Annotated in this window: 17 protein-coding genes; 14 read left to right on the plus strand and 3 right to left on the minus strand. The window is 55.9% G+C overall.

Annotated features, from left to right (window positions below; genetic code table 11):
- Nucleotides 1-7: 7 nt before the first annotated feature.
- A complete protein-coding gene (locus MKFW12EY_RS09955; RefSeq protein WP_221054468.1) occupies nt 8-424 on the minus strand; it encodes a YeeE/YedE family protein in 417 nt (138 codons plus the stop codon).
- A 362-nt stretch (nt 425-786) separates the two neighbouring features.
- Here MKFW12EY_RS09955 and MKFW12EY_RS09960 point away from each other — a divergent pair, with 362 nt between their 5' ends.
- From MKFW12EY_RS09960 to queA, 14 genes are all read left to right on the plus strand, one after another.
- On the plus strand, nt 787-1,935 hold the full coding sequence (locus MKFW12EY_RS09960) for a response regulator (RefSeq protein WP_054763426.1): 1,149 nt from the start codon (nt 787-789) through the stop codon (nt 1,933-1,935).
- 31 nt (nt 1,936-1,966) lie between these two features.
- Nucleotides 1,967-5,869, plus strand: coding sequence for a PAS domain S-box protein (locus tag MKFW12EY_RS09965; RefSeq protein ID WP_221054469.1), 3,903 nt, complete (start codon nt 1,967-1,969; stop codon nt 5,867-5,869).
- Nucleotides 5,870-6,155: 286 nt separating this feature from the next.
- Nucleotides 6,156-7,064, plus strand: a complete 909-nt coding sequence (locus tag MKFW12EY_RS09970) for a LysR substrate-binding domain-containing protein (protein WP_054763428.1) — start codon at nt 6,156-6,158, stop codon at nt 7,062-7,064.
- A gap of 194 nt (nt 7,065-7,258) precedes the next feature.
- A complete protein-coding gene (locus MKFW12EY_RS09975; RefSeq protein WP_221054470.1) occupies nt 7,259-7,771 on the plus strand; it encodes an RNA polymerase sigma factor in 513 nt (170 codons plus the stop codon).
- Nucleotides 7,772-7,841: 70 nt separating this feature from the next.
- Nucleotides 7,842-8,849 carry a FecR family protein gene (locus MKFW12EY_RS09980; RefSeq protein ID WP_221054471.1) on the plus strand — a complete coding sequence of 336 codons (1,008 nt, stop codon included), beginning with the start codon at nt 7,842-7,844 and terminating at the stop codon, nt 8,847-8,849.
- 110 nt (nt 8,850-8,959) lie between these two features.
- Nucleotides 8,960-9,502 carry a flavin reductase family protein gene (locus tag MKFW12EY_RS09985; RefSeq protein WP_054760789.1) on the plus strand — a complete coding sequence of 181 codons (543 nt, stop codon included), beginning with the start codon at nt 8,960-8,962 and terminating at the stop codon, nt 9,500-9,502.
- 164 nt (nt 9,503-9,666) lie between these two features.
- Complete coding sequence (locus tag MKFW12EY_RS09990) at nt 9,667-10,995, plus strand: citrate synthase (protein ID WP_064021436.1); 1,329 nt, start codon at nt 9,667-9,669, stop codon at nt 10,993-10,995.
- Nucleotides 10,992-11,165: a DUF1674 domain-containing protein gene (locus MKFW12EY_RS09995; protein WP_197485044.1), complete on the plus strand. Its 174-nt coding sequence runs from the start codon at nt 10,992-10,994 to the stop codon at nt 11,163-11,165. The genes MKFW12EY_RS09990 and MKFW12EY_RS09995 overlap by 4 nt, the downstream gene beginning before the upstream one ends.
- 36 nt (nt 11,166-11,201) lie before the next feature.
- Complete coding sequence (gene sdhC, locus MKFW12EY_RS10000) at nt 11,202-11,573, plus strand: succinate dehydrogenase, cytochrome b556 subunit (protein WP_054760786.1); 372 nt, start codon at nt 11,202-11,204, stop codon at nt 11,571-11,573.
- Between the two features lie 15 nt (nt 11,574-11,588).
- The gene (sdhD, locus tag MKFW12EY_RS10005) at nt 11,589-11,969 is read left to right on the plus strand and encodes a succinate dehydrogenase, hydrophobic membrane anchor protein (RefSeq protein WP_054760784.1); all 381 of its coding nucleotides are present in this window, start codon (nt 11,589-11,591) and stop codon (nt 11,967-11,969) included.
- 3 nt (nt 11,970-11,972) lie between these two features.
- Nucleotides 11,973-13,757, plus strand: a complete 1,785-nt coding sequence (gene sdhA / locus MKFW12EY_RS10010) for a succinate dehydrogenase flavoprotein subunit (protein ID WP_054760783.1) — start codon at nt 11,973-11,975, stop codon at nt 13,755-13,757.
- Nucleotides 13,757-14,539, plus strand: coding sequence for a succinate dehydrogenase iron-sulfur subunit (locus tag MKFW12EY_RS10015; protein WP_280637651.1), 783 nt, complete (start codon nt 13,757-13,759; stop codon nt 14,537-14,539). Before sdhA ends, MKFW12EY_RS10015 begins: the two co-directional genes overlap by 1 nt.
- The gene (locus tag MKFW12EY_RS10020; protein WP_221054472.1) at nt 14,536-14,823 is read left to right on the plus strand and encodes an FAD assembly factor SdhE; all 288 of its coding nucleotides are present in this window, start codon (nt 14,536-14,538) and stop codon (nt 14,821-14,823) included. Before MKFW12EY_RS10015 ends, MKFW12EY_RS10020 begins: the two co-directional genes overlap by 4 nt.
- A 72-nt stretch (nt 14,824-14,895) precedes the next feature.
- Nucleotides 14,896-15,915 carry a tRNA preQ1(34) S-adenosylmethionine ribosyltransferase-isomerase QueA gene (gene queA / locus MKFW12EY_RS10025; RefSeq protein ID WP_054760781.1) on the plus strand — a complete coding sequence of 340 codons (1,020 nt, stop codon included), beginning with the start codon at nt 14,896-14,898 and terminating at the stop codon, nt 15,913-15,915.
- A 62-nt stretch (nt 15,916-15,977) separates the two neighbouring features.
- Here queA and MKFW12EY_RS10030 read toward each other — a convergent pair whose 3' ends face one another.
- Both MKFW12EY_RS10030 and MKFW12EY_RS10035 read right to left on the minus strand, forming a co-directional pair.
- Nucleotides 15,978-16,442 (minus strand): type IV pilin protein, encoded by a 465-nt coding sequence (locus MKFW12EY_RS10030; RefSeq protein ID WP_054760779.1) that lies wholly within the window; start codon nt 16,440-16,442, stop codon nt 15,978-15,980.
- A gap of 65 nt (nt 16,443-16,507) precedes the next feature.
- A complete protein-coding gene (locus MKFW12EY_RS10035; RefSeq protein WP_082409756.1) occupies nt 16,508-20,458 on the minus strand; it encodes a pilus assembly protein in 3,951 nt (1,316 codons plus the stop codon).
- Nucleotides 20,459-20,487: the final 29 nt, after the last annotated feature.

The raw sequence follows: 20,487 nt of genomic DNA on the forward strand, positions 1-20,487 counted from the left end.
CTCTCGGTCAAAGCCAATGGCGGATCAGATAAACCGTGATTCCTGCGCTAAGCATGAAAGTCAGCGTGGCGACGATAGAGCGCGGCGACAGCCGGGCGATTCCGCAAACGCCGTGGCCGCTGGTGCAGCCGCCGCCGAGGCGGGAACCGTAGCCGACCAGCAAGCCGGCCAGAGCCAGTAGTGCCGGCGAAGCCTGTAACTGGATTACCGGGTCGGCGCCGGCCAGTGTCGCCAATGGCGCGCTGGCGACCAGGCCGGCCAGGAACCAGACGCGCCAGGCGTTGCCGGCCGGCCAGGGCGGCAACAGGCCGGCGGCGATTCCGGAAATGCCGGCGGTATGTTTGTAACTAAACAGCAGTAGCGCCGCAGAGGCGCCGATCAGGATGCCGCCGATAACCGCGGCCAGAGCAGATGGGTAGTCCATGAATTCAGCATATTAGGAAAAACCGTTATTGAAGCAGAAAAGCCCGGCACTGGCGAGCGCCGGCCGCTTTATCGCCGGTATTCGGTCCGGCCGAGTTCGCCGCGCTCGTTTCGGTCTGCCGATCTGTAGCTGATCGTTGCAGCCTGCGCTTTCGCTGCTGTCTGCGGCGGCCGCGGCAAAATTGAGCCGTTGCCGGCCGGCACCATCACATTTTTCGATTCCGGGCCGTCGGCGCCGGCGCCGAGCGGTTATAGTCGCGCGCCGCACCCGGCCCGATGCCGGGGCGGTCTGGTGAGTTGGGCGAAATTCGCTAAGCTTGTTGGCAAATGCCCGACTCTTGTTCGCTATCCAAAGGAATTCGCATGACTGAAAACCCATTCTGTATTTTTGTAGTGGATGACGATGCCTTGTTGCGGCTGGTCATAGTCGATCAATTGCAGGGCCACAATTACCGGATACACGAGTTTGCCAACGGCGCCGATTGTCTGGCCGCATTGGATTTGCAACCCAATTTGATTCTGTTGGACATCGAAATGCCGGGATTGAGCGGTATCGACGTTTGCCGGCAGATTCGGGCCGAGGGCAACGACGAGGTGCAAGTCATGTTCGTCTCTGCGCACGACGACCTGGAAATCCTGTTGACCGCGTTCGATGCCGGCGGCAACGATTTCATCCCGAAAAACGCCAAAAAGGAAGTGTTGCTGCGTAAGGTCGAATTGGCGATAGAAACCGAACAGCAAAAACGCAATTTGCGCAGCCAGCTCGATTACGCCCGGCAAACGGCGTTCACCGCCATGTCCAGCTTGGGCGAGACCGGCGCGATTCTGCATTTTTTGCGGACGTCGTTTCAATGCCGAACCCCGGAGCAATTGGGCCGCTTGATCATCGAGACTCTGCCGCAATACGGCGCCAACGGTCTGGTGAAATTGGCCGATGCCTTCGGCGAACACGATTTCGGCCCGGAGCCGGTTTGTTCGCCGTTGGAGCGTTCGATTCTGACTTATGTGATGAAACTGGGCCGGATTTACCAGGCCGGGGACCGGTTGGTTTTGAATTTTCCCTATGTCACGTTGTTGGTGAACGGGCTGGACGTCAACGACCCGGATGCGATAGGCCGGTTGCGCGACCATCTGGCGATTTTGGTGGAAGGCGCCAGCGCCCGGATGGAAGCGATGGTCAGCGAACAGCAGCGGCAATTGCAGGCCAAGGTCAGGCTGGAGAGCATCCGCGAACTGAATGCCTTATTGAGCGAAATCGAGCAGAACCAACAGGCCAACCACGTGCAATTGGTCAACCTGTCCGAACAGCACCGCAGCAATATGGAAAACGCCTTCGTGCATTTGGGCTTGACCGACAGCCAGGAATTTTTACTGCACGGCTACGTCGACGAGTTGACCACGCAATTGGACCAATTGTTCGACAAGGACAACCAGTTGGCGCTGCGCCTGCACCAGATTCTGGAAAAGCAGAATGCGCTGTTGGCCGGCGGCGAAGATGGCGGAGCGGTGTGACCGCTTGGCTGCGAGCGTCTGGGAGCGGGCGATGAGAGCCTTGTTTTTGCCGGCGGTGGCGGTGATGAACCGCTTAAGTTTCAGCAAAAAATTCGCCGTGATCGGCATATTGTCGCTGTTGGCGGTGCTGGCGGTATTTTTTAACCTCCACCAAAACCTGAACCGCTCGCTGACCAATTCGCAACGGGAACTGGCCGGTTTGAGTCAGATTGCCCGGGCGACGCGGGTGTTCCAGTTGGTCCAGCAGCATCGCGGCCTGTCGGCCGGACTGATCGGCGGCGTGGAAGCGTTACGGCCGCGCCGCGAAATTGTGGCTGCTCAGGTGACGGCCGCGATCGGCGAACTGGCGGCCGGCATGCCTGGCGGTTCGCTACCCGAATCAATCGTCCATAACCTGCAAGCCGAGTGGGCGCAGTTGTTGCGGCAACAGCCCGATCTGGACTGGCAACGCAACTATCAGGCGCACGGCCGATTAACGTCAGGGCTGCTGGATCTGGAGGGGGTTATCAGCGACGAGAGCCGCTTGGTCTCGGAATCGAGTCTGGATTCCTACCATTTGGTCATGGTGGTCGTGGAGCAACTCCCCAAAGCCCTGGATAACGTCGGCCGCTTGCGCGGAATGGCCGTCGGCATTCTGGCCGCCAAACGCATCGACGCCGCGCAGAAGCTGGAACTGTCGGTGCTGCAAAGCCGGATCGCAGACGACATCGCCAGGCTGGAACATACCGCAGCGGATTTTTTACGTTATAACCCGGCGCAGCATCCGCTGATGGCGGCGACTTTGGCGCATATGCGCCAGGCGGCCGACCTGCTGACCGGCCAGGTGGTAGACGACTTGTTGCAAGAGCGGTTTAGCGTCGGCCCCGAATATTTTTTTTCCGCGGCTACGCTGGCGATAGATAGCGGTTTCGAGCGGATTTACACCGGATTTTTGCCCGAAGCGGAGCGCTTGATCCGCAACCGGATTGTCGAGATGCGGACCACATTGGCGGTGAGCGTCGGCATCCCCGGCTTTCTGTTGGTATTGATCGCCTATTTTTCGATTGGCGCCCATTTGTCGCTCAGTGCCAGCATCGCCGGCTTGGCCAAAGCGGCAAAGGCCTTTGCCGAGGGCGATTTGCAGCAGCGACTGGCACAGGACTCCGGCGACGAAATCGGCCATGTGGCTGGCTATTTCAACCGCATGGCCGACGGTTTCGCGGCGCTGTTGGCCGGGCGCAAACAGGATGAGATCCGCTTGCGCAGCATCGTCAATACCGCCCTGGACGCCGTCGTGCAAATGAACGACCGCGGCGAAATCAGCGGCTGGAACCGCCAGGCCGAGGCGATATTCGGTTGGCAGGCCGACCAGGTTTTAGGCCGTCCGCTGCACGAAACGATTATCCCCGAGCGCTTACGTGCGGAGCACGGGCAAGGCTTGCAACACTATCTGGCCGGCGGCGAGGGTGGGGCGTTGAACCGCCGCATCGAAGTCGCCGCTGTGCGCCGTAGCGGCGAAGAGTTTCCGGTGGAATTGGCAATCACGCCGATCAAGTTGGCCGACACCACCGAATTCAACGCGTTTATCCGCGATATTTCGCTGGAGAAGCAATCCGCCGCAACGATGCTCGACAGCGAACAACGCTATCGTGCGTTGTTCGAGTTTTCGTTGGACGCCATCATGACCTTGAGTCCGGAACGTGGTTTCCTTTCCGCCAATCCGGCTGCGGTCAAGCTGTTCGGTTGCCGGGACCTGGCCCACCTGTTGACGTCGACGCCGGTGTCGTTGTCGCCGGAGTACCAACCGAACGGCACGGCGTCGGCCGAGCTGGCCGCCCGCTACATCGGCCTGGCGTTATGCGACGGCGCGCACCACTTCGAATGGCAACACAAGCGGGTCAGCGGCGAGCTGTTTTTCGCCGAAGTGCAATTAAGCCGGCTTGCCATCGGCAACGAGCAACTGGTGCAAGCCACCGTGCGCGACATCAGCGAGCGGAAACGGGCCAAGCTGGAACTGGTGGCGAGCGAAGCCCGCAACCGGGCGATACTGCGCACCATGGCCGACGGCGTCGTGTTGATCGACAGCGTCGGCAGCATATTGCTGGTCAACGATGCGGTTTGCGAATTGTTCGGTTACGAGGAGCACGAGTTGTTAGGATGCAACGTCAGCCTGTTGATGCCGGAACCGCACCGCTCCCGCCACGACGGCTATCTGGCCAATTACATGACCAATCGCACCTACACGATATTGAACCGCTGCGTCGAGTTCGAAGGGGCCAGAATCGACGGCAGTATCTTTCCGCTGGAATTGACGGTCAGCGAACTGATCGACGACCAGGGCAGCACCTTTATCGGCGTGATCCGCGACATCAGCGAGCGCAAGGCGGTGCAGGCGGCCCAGGAGCAGGCGCGGCTGCAGGCCGAGCATTTGGCGCAGGTCAAAAGCGATTTTCTGGCCAATATGAGCCACGAAATCCGCACGCCGTTGAATGCGATCCTCGGCTTGGCCAAGATCAATCTGCGCGATGCCGGTAGCGAAAATCCAAACATGGCAAAAATCTACGAGGCCGGCCAGCATTTGCTTAACGTGGTGAACGATATTCTGGATTTTTCCAAAATCGAATCCGGCAAAATGCAGTTGGACCCGCATCCGTTCAAGCTGGCCGAATTGATCGGCGAAGTCCGCGATTTACTGGAGTTGCGGGTGCGGGAAAAGCAGTTGACGCTGGTGGTGCAGTTCGAGGGCGAACTGCCGGAATGGGTGCTCGGCGATGGCTTGCGTCTGCGGCAGATATTGCTGAATTTATTGTCCAATGCCGTCAAATTCACCGAGCGCGGTTACGTCGCGGTCAAGATCGGCCGCCGCGGCGACGACGTGCGTTTTACCGTGATGGATAGCGGTATCGGCATGACCGAAGAACAGTTGCAGCGCCTGTTTACCGCGTTCGAACAAGCCGACACCTCGACCACCCGCAAATTCGGCGGCAGCGGCCTGGGCTTGGCGATTAGCCGCAATCTGGCGCGGCTGATGGGCGGCGACATCGAAGTCCAAAGTAGTCACGGCGCCGGCAGTACCTTTGTATTGACGTTGCCGCTACCGGCTGCCGAACCCGGTGCCGGCGATAGCGGGGTACTGCCCGCCAGTGGCCTGCGCTTGCACGGTTTGCGGATTCTGGCCGCCGAGGACGTGGAATTGAACCGTCTGGTGTTGGCCGACATTTTGGATAGTGAAGGTGCTGAAGTGGTTTTTGCCGAGAACGGCCAGCAGGTGCTGGACTTGCTGCAACAACACGGCATTGCCGCCTTCGATCTGGTGTTGATGGATATTCAAATGCCGGTTATGGACGGTTACCAGGCCGCGCGCCGGTTGGCGGAAATCGCGCCGGATTTGCCGGTCATCGGTCTGACCGCCCATGCTATGGAAGACGAACGCAAACGCTGCCTGGACGCCGGGATGAAAGACCGGGTGACCAAACCGGTCGACGAAAATGCGCTGGTCAAGGCCATACTGAAGGCGCTACCTTACCGGGCGCCGCTGTCTGCCGCAGCCCCGTCGCTAGCGCAAGTACCGGCAGCCACCGCCCCGGAACCCGAAGCACAGCAATTGCCGCCGAGTTCGACGCTAATCGATTGGCAGGCGATGCTGGAGCGTTTCGACGGCCGCCAGGCCTTCGTCGACAAGATCATCGACAACGCCCTGGACGGCAGCCAACAACAAAATCTGGAAAAACTAAGGCTGGCAGCGGAGCAGGGCGATCTGGCGGCGATCAAGTTTGTCGCCCACAACCTGAAGGCCTTTGCCGGCATTTTTCAGGCGCAGGGTTTATTGCAACTGGCGCAGCAAACCGAAGCGGCGGCCAGGGACGGCAATGCCGCCGCTACCGCATCCGCAAGCGAACTGGCCGGCGTGTTGCAGCAAATCTTGCAAGAATTGCGGGATAAGCGCAGCGCTTGAGTTCAGGCTGGGCGGCATGGGAGGCGCAGCGGGCGCTATGCAAAAAAAATGGCGGGTCGCGAAACCCGCCATAAACAACGTCCCTGTAGCTAGGAGGAGGTTAGCCACAGATAACAACCGCTGCCGTTGGACTAGCCGGTTGTTATGCTAGCGAGCTAAACCTCTACAATAAAACGATATAATTAGATCTTTATATCTTCGGATTAGATTTCTGGGTGCAGTCGACTAACAGTATAGGTTAGTCCTGAAAACATGCCAGGGCGGCGGCGATTTTTTGAGGTAGCGGATGAATTTAAACCAACTGGAACTCCTGCGTAACCTGCAGGAAACCGATTACAACCTGAGCAAGGCCGCGGAAAAGATGCATGTGGTGCAGTCGGCGGTGAGTCGGCAACTGCAATTGTTCGAAGCCGAATTGGGCTCGCCGTTGTTTATCCGCCAGGGTAAAAAACTGACCGGCCTGACCCCGCTCGGCGAAAAAATCATGGAAGAGGTCGACTTAATCAACCAGGCGAAGAAGAATATTCAACTGATCGCCGACGATTTTCTCGACAACAGCCACGGCACCTTCCGTATCGCCACCACGCATACCCAGGCCAAATATTTGCTGCCGGGGCCGATCGCCCGATTCCGGCGCAAATACCCCGGCATCAAAATTTATATGGTGCAGTCCTCGCCGGATAATCTGGTCAACCTGCTGCATCGGCACCAGGCCGATATCGCCATTTGTACCGAAAAGCTGGCCGACGACGATAAATTGGTGGTCAAGCCATGTTACGAATGGCACCACGTCGCCATCATGCCGGTCGGACACCGGCTGGCCGACGGCGACATTAGCTTGCAGCGCTTGTCTGCAGAACCGATTTTGACCTACTCGCCCGGATTTACCGGCCGCAGCGCCATCGAAAAAGCCTTCCAGAATGCGCATTTGCCGCTCGACATCACGTTGGCCGCCGCCGATTCCGACGTGATCAAGACCTACGTCCGGCTGGGCATGGGCGTCGGTATCATCGCCGGCACGTCCTACGAACCGGGCCAGGATAGCGACTTGCTCGCCAGAGACCTGGCCGGCCTGATACCCAGTTCCACCACCAAGATTGCCTATCTGAAACAACTCTACGTGCCGAATTACTGCCGCTACTTCATCGACGAATTATTGGCGGAAGCGGCGGCCAAGCATGCACCGGCGGGCTGAGTCAGTTTGCCGCGGTTGGGCGATATCGCCCGTTTGGTTTGCGCCATTTAACATAGCTCGTTAGCTTTCGCTGCGGCTGCCAACGGGAGTAGCCGGCATAGCTTGCTGATTACAAGCGGTTTCCGGCTGGCGGCGTTAATTTTGCTGCCCAATGTGTCTGACATCATTCAGCAGCCGAAGCCGACCTGCCAGCCATGCCATTTTCGACCAGCCAATCCTTGCAAGAGCTCTATCTCGACTGTCGCAGCGAGCTGGAAGCGGTGCTATTCGCCCGATTGCGTTGCCGGGAAACCGCGGCCGATCTAAGCCAGGAAGCCTTCGTTCGCTTGTGCCGCAGCGGCGACCTGAGCCAGGTCGGCAATCTGAAGGCCTATCTATTCCGCACCGCGCAGAATTTGTTGTTCGACCACTACCGCAGCCAGAACGTGCGTAACGCCGCCATCGCCGACTGGCCGGAACCGACCTTGCCCGATGCGCCCGATCTGCGTTGCGCCGAAACCGTGGCCTTGGGCGAGCAAGCGCTGGACAGCCTGATCGGCGCTCTGGCCGAGTTGTCGCCGCTGTGCCAGCGCATTTTCTATCTGAACCGCTTCGAAGGCCTGAAACAGCGCGAAATTGCCGAGCAACTCAATGTCTCGGTGCGTACCGTGGAAGACAACATCAAACGCGCGTTGCTGCACTGTGCCCAAACGCTGGGCCAACCCTAGCCGCAATCTGGTTCGGGTTAGCCGCCTGGTCTATGATATACCGCCCTCACCGTTGACTCAGGAAACCGCCATGACCACCGCACCGCTGCCGGACGACGACTCGCGTTTGTTGGAGCAGGCCTGCGCTTGGCTGGCGAAACTGCAGTCCGGCGAGGATTCCGCCGCGGACCGCAAAGATTTGGCCGCTTGGCGAGCCGCCGCACCGGCCCACGAACGGGCCTGGCAACGGGCGCAAGCGGTCTGGCAGGGGCTGGAGCCATTGCGCGGCCGGCCGATTCCCGGCGCCGAACCTTTGTTGCAGGAGCGCAGCCGGCAGGCCGCCGCCGCGGCAGGGGCTGGTCTTCGGCAGATGCCGCGTGCGTCAAACCGCCACCGCCGGCAACGGTTCACGCTGGGGCTGGCGGCGTGTGCACTGTTCGCTTTAACCGTGGCTACGTTTTATCCGCCGCTGTTATGGCAGGCAGACTATGTGACTGGCAAGGGCGAGCAGCGCCGAGTCTTGCTGGCCGACGGTTCCCGCGCCATTTTGAACGCCGACAGCGCGTTGGCGATTCGTTTCAATAACCTGCAACGCCGGGTCGAGTTGTTGCGCGGCGAGGCTTTTTTCGAAGTGGCTAAGGATGCGCAGCGGCCGTTTTTGGCCGCCACCGATGCCGGCGAAGTAAAGGCTATCGGTACTGCCTTCGGCGTGCGCCGCGCCGGTGGGCAGACCCAGGTCGAACTGGTCGAAGGCCGGGTCGAAATTCGCGCCGGCGGCCTGGTCAACCCCTTGGCCGCCGGGCAAACCGCAGCAATAGCCGCCGGCCGGATATCGGTCGCGCCCGGCCGAGCGGAAAACATGGCGGTATGGCGCGACGGTTATCTGCAATTCGACGGCGTGCCGCTGGCCGAGGCCGTCGAGCGCATCAACAGTTACCGGCCCGGCAAGGTATTGCTGCTAAACTCGGCTTGGGCGGACAAGCGGATCAGCGGCCTGTTTCGGCTCGATGCCCTCGATCAGGCCGTCGCCGGCCTCGGTTCCGCCGTGCCTGGCTTACGGATCGTGGAATTGACCCGTTACTTGGTGGTGTTGCGTTAGCCGCTTGGTTAGCGCCATTTTTGCCAAAACGGGCTTTAACCATCGCAGATCAGCCGCCGATTTTGCGGCGCAGCGGTGCCATCGGTGTTTAACTTTCGGAGCTTACTAAGATGAAGCCAATGCCGCTGAACCAAGCGTTCACATTGATCGAACCCGGCCCGGTGGTGTTGGTGACGACCAACGACGGCCAACGCGACAACGTCATGACTATATCTTGGACCATGGTGATGGATTTCACGCCCAGATTTGCCATCACTACCGGACCGTGGAACCACTCCTACCAAGCGCTGAGCGAATCCAACGAGTGCGTCATTGCGATCCCGGCATTGGATTTGATCGACCAAGTGGTTGGCATAGGCACTTGTTCCGGCGCCGATACCGACAAATTCGCAACATTCGGTTTGACGGCAATGCGCGGCAAACAGGTCGCGGCGCCGCTGATCCGGGAATGCCTGGCAAACATCGAGTGCCAGGTAGTCGACATCGTAGAACGCCATAACATCGTCGTGCTGCAAGGGCTGGCCGCTTACCTGGACGATGAACGCGAAGAACGCCGTACCCTGCATGCCGTCGGCGACGGCAGCTTCATCGCCGACGGCGTCAAATTGGACCGGCGGGAACTGATGGCATCGAAACTGCCCGACGGCGTTTGATTGCCGAGTCCCGGCTTTGGAGCTGGTGAGCTGTGCTAAAAAAGATACCCAGCTAACGTTTATCCTCAAACTAATCCGACCGATAACGGTTTGGCCTTAGCCGTGGCCTGTGTGATAATCGGATTTGGCTGCTAAGCTTCTGCTATCAGAATACTGAGGAAACCATGTCAAACGAGACTTTAACGGTGCGGCACAACGCCACCGGGAAAGAAGTGGAATATCCGTTGTTGAAGGGGTCTTTGGGTGCAGATACCGCGGACATACGCTCCTTGAACAAGGATTTGGGCTGTTTTACTTACGATCCTGGCTTTATCGCTACCGCTAGTTGTAAAAGCAAAATCACCTATATCGACGGCGACAAGGGTATCTTGTTATACCGAGGTTATCCGATCGAGCAGTTGGCCGAGAACTGCGAATTTACCGAAGTGGCCTACTTGCTGATGAACGGCGAGTTGCCGGACCAGACTCAGCTACGCGACTTTAACGAGGAAATCAGCGACCGGGCTACTATCCACGAATCGTTGCGTAAGTTCTTCGACGGTTTTCATTACGACGCCCATCCGATGGCGATGTTGGTCGGGGTGGTCGGTTCTTTGTCGGCGTTTTACCACAGCGATTTGAATATCAAAGATCCCGATAGCCGGCGGATTTGCGCGGCAAGGCTGCTCGGTAAGATGCCAACCATCGCAGCTGCCTCTTACCGGCATTCGGTCGGTCGGCCCTTTGTCTACCCGCGGATGGATTTAAGCTACTGCGAAAACTTTCTGAACATGATGTTTTCGCGCTCTTCGCAAAACTACATCGACCAAAACCACTATATCGACCCCAATCTGGTCAAGGCTTTGAACTTACTGTTCATTCTGCACGCCGACCACGAGCAAAACGCCAGCACTTCGACGGTAAGAATGGCCGGCAGTACCGGCGCCAATCCTTATGCCTGCGTTGCGGCCGGTATCGCTGCGCTATGGGGGCCGGCTCATGGTGGTGCCAACGAAGCGGTATTGAACATGTTGGCGCAAATCGGTAGTGTCGAGAACGTGCCGAAATACATCGCTAAAGCTAAGGACCATAACGACCCGTTCCGCTTGATGGGTTTTGGGCATCGGGTTTATAAAAACTTCGATCCGCGGGCCACCATCATCCGCAAAACCTGCTACGAAGTGCTCAACCGCACCCAGACCAACGACCCGTTGTTCGAATTAGCGTTGGCTTTGGAAGACTATGCGCTGAAGGATGAGTATTTCATCGAGAAAAAACTCTACCCCAACGTCGATTTTTATTCCGGCATCATTTACAAAGCGCTGCATATCCCGGTGGATATGTTTACCGTCATGTTCGCCATCGCCCGTACTGCGGGTTGGGTTGCGCATTGGCTGGAAATGATGGAGGAAGCCGTCACGCCGATCAGCCGGCCGCGGCAATTGTACGTCGGCCCGCCGCGCCGCGATTTCGTTGCGATTGGCGAGCGCCAGCCGTTGATCAAACCGATATGAAGAAAATGCACGATAAAACCGATCGGGTCGCCGCCGAGGAGGCGGATACGTTACCGGCTCAGCCTGCCGGGCAATCTCCGGTGAAACCAGAAGAGTTCAACGGCCCGAAAGGGCCTGAACCCACTCGCTTCGGCGATTGGGAGCGCAAGGGACGCTGCGTCGATTTTTGACGCCGTAATCATTTCAAACTCAAGATAGGGTCATTTATGTCCGCTAATCGACCGCTTTCCCCCCATTTGCAGGTTTACCGCTTACCGTTGACCGGCTTGGTGTCCATCACGCACCGGATGACCGGCGTGTTTTTGTCGATGGGCCTGGTATTGTTCGTATATGTCTTGTTCGCCATCGCGGCCGGCGAATCCGCCTATCTGGCGATGCAGGCGTTCATGGCCTATTGGTTATTCAAGCTGGTGTATTGGGGCTTTATTTACGCGTTGTTCTTCCATCTGGTACACGGGATCCGGCATTTAATCTGGGATGTCGGTAAGACCTTCGAACGGGCGACGCTGGATAAATTTGCTCTTTACGAACTGGTGTGTTCGGCGTCGTTGACACTGTTGACGTTTATAGTTTCCTGATTAGGGAGGATGGTTATGGATTACAAAGCCTGGGTGGAAAAAGCCGCCGATTTTTTCTCGGTGCACAGTGGATCGGGCCATTTTTGGTACCAGCGGGTAACCGCGGTTGCGTTGGTGCCTTTATCGATATGGTTGTTGGTATTGCTGCACAAAGCCTTAAATGCGCCTTATGCAGACACCGTGGCCTGGTTGTCGTCGCCGTTCAATACCTTGGCCATCATCGCTTGGACCGTCGCCGTGGTTTACCACGCCGCTTTGGGCGTGCAAGTGGTTATCGAGGACTACGTATCGACGATTCCGGTGCGGCATTTGGCGATTCGGGCCACCAATCTGACTTTTTTGGTTTTGGGTATCGCTGCGTTAATCGCGATCGTCATTATTCTTTTGGCAAGGTAAATCATGGCCTCAGCATATAACATCATTGAACACCAGCACGACGTTGTGGTGGTTGGCGCCGGCGGAGCCGGTTTGCGGGCAACTTTCGGAATGGTGGAGAAGGGGCTGAAAACCGCTTGTATCAGCAAGGTGTTTCCGACCCGCAGCCATACAGTGGCAGCGCAGGGTGGAATTAGCGCGGCATTGGGCAACATGGGCGAAGACGATTGGCGGTTTCATATGTACGACACCGTCAAGGGTTCCGATTGGCTCGGCGACCAGGATGCGATCGAATATATGTGCCGCGAGGCGATTCCGGCCATCATCGAGCTGGAGCACTACGGCGTGCCGTTTTCTAGGACCGCGGAAGGCAAAATTTACCAGCGCGCGTTCGGCGGCATGTCGACCCATTATGGTAAAGCCCAGGCGCAACGTACTTGCGCGGCGGCCGATGTGACCGGCCACGCCATTCTGCACACTCTGTACCAACAGGCTTTAAAGCACAATGCCGAGTTCTTCGTCGAATACATCGCGCTGGATTTGATCATGGAAGACGGCGAATGCCGCGGCGTGTTGGCCTGGTGTCTGGACGACGGTTCCATTCATCTGTTCCGCGGCCACCAGACCGTACTGGCGACCGGCGGTTACGGCCGAGCGTTTTTCTCCTGCACCTCGGCGCACACTGTGACCGGCGACGGTAACGGTATGGTTTTGCGGGCCGGTTTACCGTTGCAGGACATGGAGTTCGTGCAATTCCATCCGACCGGCATCTACGGTTCCGGCTGCTTGATTACGGAAGGCGCCAGGGGCGAGGGCGGTTACCTGACCAATTCCGAAGGCGAACGTTTCATGCCCAATTACGCGCCCAACGCGAAGGACTTGGCGTCGCGCGACGTGGTCAGTCGGGCTATCACGATGGAAGTTAACGCCGGCCGCGGCGTCGGTCCGAAAAAAGACCATGCCTTGCTGCATTTGGAACATCTCGATCCGGCGATCATCCACGAACGCCTGCCCGGTATCGCCGAAACCGCGCGCATCTTTTCCGGCGTCGACGTTACCAAGCAGCCAATCCCGGTGATTCCGACCGTGCACTACAACATGGGCGGGATACCGACCAACTACAAAGCCGAAGTTGTGACCCTGAAGGACGGCGATCCCGACACCGTGGTGCCGGGCTTGATGGCCATCGGCGAAACCGCTTGCGTGTCGGTCCACGGCGCCAACCGGTTGGGATCCAACTCGTTGCTCGACTTGGTGGTATTCGGCCGGGCTGCTGCTATCCGTGCCAACGAACTGATCAAACCGGGCATGGCGCATAAGCCGCTGGCTAAGGATGCTTGCGATAAAGCCCTGTCCCGTTTCGATACCATCCGCCATGCAAACGGCAGCCGTAAGACCGCTGAAATCCGTCTGGATATGCAAACCACGATGCAGGCCAAAGCGGCTGTGTTCCGCACAGCGGAAACCTTGCAAGAGGGCGTGGCACGCATCGGCGAGATTGCCGCGTCGTTTAGCGATGTCAACGTCGGGGATAAATCGCTGATTTGGAACACCGATTTGGTCGAAACCCTGGAGCTGGATAATCTGCTGGGCCAAGCTCAGGTTACGATTACCGCCGCTGCCAACCGCCAGGAGAGCCGCGGCGGCCATGCTCGAGAAGATTTTCCGAAACGCGACGACAAAAACTGGCTGAAACATACATTGACGTGGCGGCAGGATAATCAGGTGAAAATCGATTATCGTCCCGTCCATTTATATACGCTAACCGACGAAGTGGAAGTCGTGGCGCCTAAAGAGAGGGTCTACTAATGGTTGAATTCACTTTGCCCAGAAACTCTGTCGTCAAGAAAGGCAAGCTTTACAAAGCCGACGGGGCGACCAATATCCGCTTGTTTCAGGTGTATCGCTGGGATCCCGACTCGGGCGAAAATCCGCGGATCGACAGCTACGAAATCGATATGGACCAGTGCGGGCCGATGGTGCTGGATGCGATTTTAAAGATCAAAAACGAAATCGACAGCAGTCTGACCTTTCGCCGCTCATGCCGGGAAGGCGTTTGCGGCTCCTGTGCGATGAACATCAACGGTAAGAATACGCTGGCTTGCATCAAAGCGATCAGCGACTACCAAGGCACCATCAAGATATTCCCGCTGCCGCACATGTCTGTCATCAAAGATTTAGTGGCCGACATGAGCCATTTTTTCGAGCAGTATGCCTCGATCAAACCCTGGCTGACGGCTTCCAGCGAAGCGCCGGCAGACAGCGAACGGCTGCAGAGCCGGGAAGATCGGGCCAAGTTGGACGGCTTGTACGAATGCGTGTTGTGCGCCAGTTGTTCGACCAGTTGCCCGAGTTATTGGTGGAACAGCGATAAATATCTCGGGCCGGCGATTTTGCTGCAAGCCTACCGCTGGCTGGCGGATAGCCGCGACGAGAACGATCAGGAACGCCTCGACGAATTGGACGAATCGTTCAAGTTGTACCGTTGCCATACCATCATGAACTGTACCGACACTTGTCCGAAAGGTTTGAATCCGGCCAAAGCCATCGCCGAAATCAAGAAGCGTCTGGTGGAACGCGATCATTTGTGAGTGAATTGAATAAGCTGCGCTGGCGCTGCCGGCGCGGCACCCTCGAATTGGATTTGCTGTTGCTTCGCTATCTGGAGCGCGCTTATCTGTCTGCAACATCGGAACAGCAACAGGCGTTCCTGCGCATATTGGATTTGGAAGATACCGAACTGATGCCATATTTAATGGCGGATCGGCTGCCGGCCGACGCTACTTTGGCGCAACTGGTTATCGCTATCCGCTCCTTACCAGCCACACTACAAACGGGCGAACAAGCCGCGACCATTAACGGCGCGGCGAATTGACGCCGAGTTTTCTATCCTGACCTATTCCGGGTTTCTGAATGCCCCGGGTGTTTTATTGTTGCCGAACTTATCATGAAAAAGAGCGACTTCAATTACCGCTTGCCTGACGAATTAATCGCCCAATACCCGTTGCCGGAACGTAGCGCCAGCCGCATGTTGCATTTGGATAAACTCAGCGGTGCAATAATCGACCGCCAGTTTACCGATTTGCTCGAGTTGTTGTCGGCAGACGACTTATTGGTATTCAACGATACCAAGGTAATACCCGCCCGTCTGTTCGGCCGCAAAAGCAGCGGCGGTAAGGTTGAGATTTTGATCGAACGCATCGAGAATCCGCAGCAGGCCCTGGCCCACATCAGAGCCAGCAAGTCGCCGAAGCCGGGATCTTTGATCGAATTGGAAAACGGCTGCTGTTTAGAAGTGTTGGGGAGGGAGGCGGATTTGTTCCGATTAAGCTTGCCCGGCGCTAACGGCTTGCTGGAGTTGTTGGCCGAAGTCGGGCATATTCCGCTACCGCCTTACATCGATCGCAATGATGAACGTAGCGATCTCGAGCGTTATCAGACCGTGTTCGCCGACCGCGCCGGCGCTGTCGCGGCGCCAACCGCCGGCCTGCATTTCGATCAAGCGATATTGGAAAATCTGGATCGGAAAGGGGTGAAGCGGACTTTCGTTACCTTGCATGTCGGCAGCGGCACGTTTCGGCCGGTGCGGGTGGACGATTTGAGCCAACACACCATGCATAAAGAATTTTACAGCGTTGGGCAGAATGCGGTGGACGCCGTCGAAGCGGCAAGGGCGCGAGGTGGCAGGGTGGTCGCGATAGGTACTACTGCAGTCCGAGCATTGGAGTCAGCTTCCGCCGGCGGGCATTTGGCGGCGGGAATCGGTGATACCGATTTATTCATTACGCCCGGTTATAAGTTTAAATCGGTCGATGCTTTGTTTACCAATTTCCATTTGCCGGAGTCGACGCTGCTGATGTTGGTTTCGGCATTTGCCGGTTACGACGCGGTAATGGCGGCTTACCGGCATGCCATAGAACAGCGCTACCGTTTTTTCAGTTATGGCGATGCGATGCTTATAATCTGATAATCCGTTCTGCGCAACCAGCCCTGACCGAATTCGGTTTGGTACCAGTGCTTTGATGGGGTTTATTTACTCCAGCAGGCGGTAGCGTCTAAGCTGGCTCCAGATACGCTTTTCGTACCGATATTGTTAATGATAAGGGTGCCGCATTTGTCTGCGGACTGCCTGCCGGTCGGCGCGGCTTGGATCGTGTAGGAATTCTGTGTTGCGGCAGAGATCGTCAAATTGTAGGTTGCGGTTCCGCCGTCAATGGGCACTTGAGTAGCATAAATCGACGGCGCCCCGGTGTCGTTGGAGTTGGTTCCGCAACTATCCGCTCCGCCGGTTCCTCCGGCATCGCAATACGAATTGGTGGCGGTGAATTGCCGCTCCAATGCATTCGCCAATCCCAGTAAAGCGCCTTTGGCATCGCTACGCCGCGAGCGCATTACATAGTCCTGGTAACTGGGGATGGCAATCGCGGCTAGAATGCCAATGATGGCTACAGTGACCATCAGTTCAATCAAAGTAAACCCGATCTGTTTCTTCATGATTCTACATCTCGCTTCAGCCTGGAGTTAGGTTTACTCCATCAGTCCGGGCCATTTGAATAAGGTTATTGAATTTGAATCCAATAGTCCCGTTTCACGGTACCTGTACTACCTGTACCGCCCCCACTACCGCAACTATTGCTAATCGTCATGATTTCTCCGCTACTGCCCGACATTTCCTTAAATGCGACACATTTGCTGCCCTCAATTGTTTCCAACCATATTGGAGCTTTTGCGATGCCGACCGTCGATTGTAAACCGGTGACAGAGAATAGAACGCCGTTTATGCTGATCTTGTCGCTATCGTTGAATTTCGTGTCGTTATTCAAATCGAAGGATGAGTTTATTGGGGCTCCGCCGGTGACCAAATCGATTTCGTTTAGCCACGTCGTACCTCCCGATTCGCAGGGGTCCGAATGAGGAATGGTTGTAGCGAAAATGACTCTCCCGTACTTAATTAATGGTGCGGAGTTCACTCGTTCGCCAACACTCAAATCGAGATACCAGCCCCTTTTTGTCGACCAGTCGACTGAATTACTGGTCGTTAAGCGAATAGTCGAACCGAATGCCGTAGTCGTGGTGACGATTGTTTGCGACTGTAATGCCGAACGTAACACCGTTCCTGACGTGCTCGGCTTATCCCAAATGCCGTAAAAAGTTTGACCATTGGTGTTTGAGGCGTCGGTTGTCGTGATATAGCTACCGGTACCGAAATAAACCAGAAATCCACCGTCGGGATGGCCGCCGGCTAATGGTGAAGAAGTGATAGGCTGCCTTTGATTCGAACTATTAATCGCCGTAAATAATGGCGAGCCTCCGTTACCTAATCCCCAGGCGGTGGAATTGTTTGCGCTTAGATCGAATTTCCATAAATTTCCCTGTAAATCGCCGGCATAGACTGAATCGATTATTTTGTCTCCATCGGCATCCAGGAGGTAAGGTGTCGATAGACCGTTGCTGGTTTCATTATTGGTTGCGATCTTTTTGATCAGACTGCCATTGGACAAATTAACGATGTATAAGAACGCTTTGCCGGATGGGCTGTTGTAACCGTTGCCAAAAATCGCTGCCCAGATAACGTTGGTACCGTCACGAAGTAGACCAATTTGCGGTTGGCTAAAGGTGTAGCCTAAATCGGTCGTTATGGTAGAGTCTGCTAGTAAATTTGCACTGTTCGGGAACTCCCACATCACTTTGGTTTGATCGAAGTTCGTAGGGTCGGTTACATCCAAAGCATAAACGGTTTTGCCTCCTTTTCCCAAGCCTCCCACCAACACGGTTTTCCAGACGCCAGATAAATAAGCGTCGCTGGCTTTCGGGCCGGAATCTACAAAATAGCGATGGTTATAATCCGGACTCGTGAGGGCGCTTAATTGGTCGTAAACGCCGGCCGGAACATAGGCAAAAATTTCCTTTCCTGAATTGGTTTGACCGGTATCGGCTTGGAAACCGTGCAACATACCGTCATTAGCTCCGACATACACCATTGGAGTCCTATTCAGGTTATTTGCGACGTAAGTTGCATAGGTGGATTGTCCGGCGGTACCCGACGGCAGACTGGTGAAACCGAAGTCGGTATTTTTCACAAAATAAGGGTCGGAGTTTACGATATCGCCCAGAACGGTGTTTTTACGGGCGCGAAAATCGTTGATGGTTGTCCCCCTCAGCCAGTTAAGCCGATCTGTACAACGATTGTCCGTGCTGTTTAGCGCAGCTTGTTGGGTCGAGCTCAGAGAGGCACAACTTGCGAAGCTGACGCCGATACTACCGTCATAAGTAAATATTTTACGGTCAGAAGCTGTCGGAATCAGGCTGGCAGCGTCCCAGGCGCTTGCTAGCGGTACTCCCGTAGTGGGATTAATTGGCTTGGCGTAAAAGTGCCCGGACCAGTCGGAGGGGTCAAATTGCGCTTGGTAAAGTAAGGTTGATGTTTGCAAACCGGTTGAATTGGCTGCCAAGGCTGCAGCTGTCATGCTCTCGTCGGCCACTTCGTGCAGGATGCTATTGAACGCGTCGACCAAGTCGGCCGCACTCTCGGTGCCGAAGAATTTGCCTCTGCCGCTGATCGCCGCGTGCCACAAGTCGTAAACTTTACTGGGTGTTGATGCCACATAGCCCGCGCAGCTTTCCCCGTTTGCCGTGTAGGGCCAGCAATAGCGGGATGCCGCGCTAGAACTTGTAGTACTGGTCGGGCAAGAAGTGCCTGCCACTAACTTGTCATAGTCGCCTGAGAAGGTATTACCTCCCCAATTCGGATATGGACTTATAAGGCTGCCGCTTAAACCCAACCCAACCGAATAGGTGTTCAAATGTTGCCAGGTTGCCGGGTCATTTTTTGGATTGAACCATTCTTCCGATTTTTTGGCGGCGAGGTCGGTATTGGTAGACGCTTCACGAATCAATGGACTCAGTTTGTTGTCTATCCCTGTTTGCAGATCTTTGGACCAGTAGTAAAAGGCGATGTCGGCGAGATTGGTCGATTGCTTATCCCGGAATGGAAAACTCGGAGTCCAACTGTAGTTGGTGCTGCCGTCAGGGCCCAACGGAACGCTGGTTGCGGTACTGTTGGTGTCGCCGATACCTGAATAGTCGGTAGATGTATCGCCACACCAGCTACCGTCTGTCATCATCAGGTGCACGCTACGTCGACAGGCGTAATGACTGCCATCCAAAATTTGTGGGTCTTCGGCGTAAGGGTGGTTGATGTTGACAGTACCTTGAAAATATTTGCCGGCGTTATTAGCTGCTTTCAGAAGGTAGGTGCCGCCCAAAGCCGGAAACCTCGACAGCCAGTTAAATAGATCTTCCTTATGTGTGATATCCCTGGTTTCGTAAACGGTAGTGGTCACCGTTTCGTTCCAAGAGATTACTACGTTGGAGATATTGGAAGAATCGGTGGCGATGCTGTTGGGTACCGTGATTCGGTATACGCCGCTGTTAATGGAGGTTCCGGTGGTGACATAATTTTTACAATAAGTTACGTTGCTGCAACTTGCGGTGATAATGCCGGAGTTCGCATTGGCCGGTGAACCTTGGCCAGACGTAGGCGGAAAACCAGTTCCGGCGGTAGGTGATGTTTGGGTACAATTGGTGAGTTCGATGCGGTCGTCGCGGCCTAGGGCGTTTCTCTCATTAAACAACGCAGTACAGGTATAGCTGTAATTAGTGGTGGTTACGTTGCTACTCAATACAGTATTTGTAGTCTCGGTATGGGTAACTGCGTTGAGCCGGCGAATGCGGTTATCGATATTTTGGCCTGGGTCGCCCCAGCCGTTACAACTGGTACCAAAACTGTTACAAGAATTGATAGATTGCCAAGCGACGCGAATGCTGCCACTGAGTCCGGCAAAGCCGTTCATAGCCGCGGATACTGTCGCCAGATTGCGAGTACGATAATAGGAATACCAGTTGGCGAAATTTTGCTGAGCGGTGGCCGAAAGAGTTGTGACATCGTAGTAATCGTAACAATCTTCATCCCCTTTAGTCCCGTCGCAACTAGCATTTGTGCTATCGAACAAATAGTAGAAGGCATGTCCCCCTGTCGCTGGAGACGAAGCAAAAGTTTGGGAGTTGCTGCTCGGATTGTATTCCAGCGTCACCCGGTAGTTGCTAGATAAATTAACCGTACCCAGGCTGGTATCGAAACCGTTAAGTGGCGCAGCGGTAAAGCTGACGTTCGGATAGCAGGTGGAAGGATTGGTATTGTCCAATTTACAGTTGCCCCCGTTATATTTTGGCGGCGGAGTATAGGTTACGGCTGGGTTGTAATAGATAGCATTGAAATTGGCGGCTTTGAAGCGTTTTGTACCTTGATTAATATCCAAGTTATCCGGTACATAGCTCCAAGCCATGCTGCCCGAGTCGTCTAGAGTAAGTAGAACGTTAGGCGGCATACTTGCGGTTACGAACAACGGCACATCAGCTATGTCGAGGTCCGTTGAGTTGGCTGGAGCGTTGATTATAAGAGCCAGCGCAACGGTCAAAAAACTGAGCGTTTTATTTGAATAGAATTTCATATTCGACTCCCTAACCGAAACCGGCTGGA

The sequence above is a fragment of the Methylomonas koyamae genome (assembly GCF_019669905.1).
In the GTDB taxonomy this organism is placed as follows: Bacteria; Pseudomonadota; Gammaproteobacteria; order Methylococcales; family Methylomonadaceae; genus Methylomonas; species Methylomonas koyamae.

Bases quoted from the DNA above. Each gene is read 5' to 3' on its own strand.
- MKFW12EY_RS10030 (WP_054760779.1), bottom strand. From the start codon at position 16,442: ATGAAGAAACAGATCGGGTTTACTTTGATTGAACTGATGGTCACTGTA.
- queA (WP_054760781.1), top strand. From the start codon at position 14,896: ATGAAAAAGAGCGACTTCAATTACCGCTTGCCTGACGAATTAATCGCC.
- sdhA (WP_054760783.1), top strand. From the start codon at position 11,973: ATGGCCTCAGCATATAACATCATTGAACACCAGCACGACGTTGTGGTG.
- MKFW12EY_RS09965 (WP_221054469.1), top strand. From the start codon at position 1,967: ATGAGAGCCTTGTTTTTGCCGGCGGTGGCGGTGATGAACCGCTTAAGT.
- sdhC (WP_054760786.1), top strand. From the start codon at position 11,202: ATGTCCGCTAATCGACCGCTTTCCCCCCATTTGCAGGTTTACCGCTTA.
- MKFW12EY_RS10035 (WP_082409756.1), bottom strand. From the start codon at position 20,458: ATGAAATTCTATTCAAATAAAACGCTCAGTTTTTTGACCGTTGCGCTG.
- MKFW12EY_RS09980 (WP_221054471.1), top strand. From the start codon at position 7,842: ATGACCACCGCACCGCTGCCGGACGACGACTCGCGTTTGTTGGAGCAG.
- MKFW12EY_RS09985 (WP_054760789.1), top strand. From the start codon at position 8,960: ATGAAGCCAATGCCGCTGAACCAAGCGTTCACATTGATCGAACCCGGC.
- MKFW12EY_RS09970 (WP_054763428.1), top strand. From the start codon at position 6,156: ATGAATTTAAACCAACTGGAACTCCTGCGTAACCTGCAGGAAACCGAT.
- MKFW12EY_RS09975 (WP_221054470.1), top strand. From the start codon at position 7,259: ATGCCATTTTCGACCAGCCAATCCTTGCAAGAGCTCTATCTCGACTGT.
- MKFW12EY_RS09995 (WP_197485044.1), top strand. From the start codon at position 10,992: ATGAAGAAAATGCACGATAAAACCGATCGGGTCGCCGCCGAGGAGGCG.
- MKFW12EY_RS09990 (WP_064021436.1), top strand. From the start codon at position 9,667: ATGTCAAACGAGACTTTAACGGTGCGGCACAACGCCACCGGGAAAGAA.
- MKFW12EY_RS09960 (WP_054763426.1), top strand. From the start codon at position 787: ATGACTGAAAACCCATTCTGTATTTTTGTAGTGGATGACGATGCCTTG.
- MKFW12EY_RS10015 (WP_280637651.1), top strand. From the start codon at position 13,757: ATGGTTGAATTCACTTTGCCCAGAAACTCTGTCGTCAAGAAAGGCAAG.
- sdhD (WP_054760784.1), top strand. From the start codon at position 11,589: ATGGATTACAAAGCCTGGGTGGAAAAAGCCGCCGATTTTTTCTCGGTG.
- MKFW12EY_RS09955 (WP_221054468.1), bottom strand. From the start codon at position 424: ATGGACTACCCATCTGCTCTGGCCGCGGTTATCGGCGGCATCCTGATC.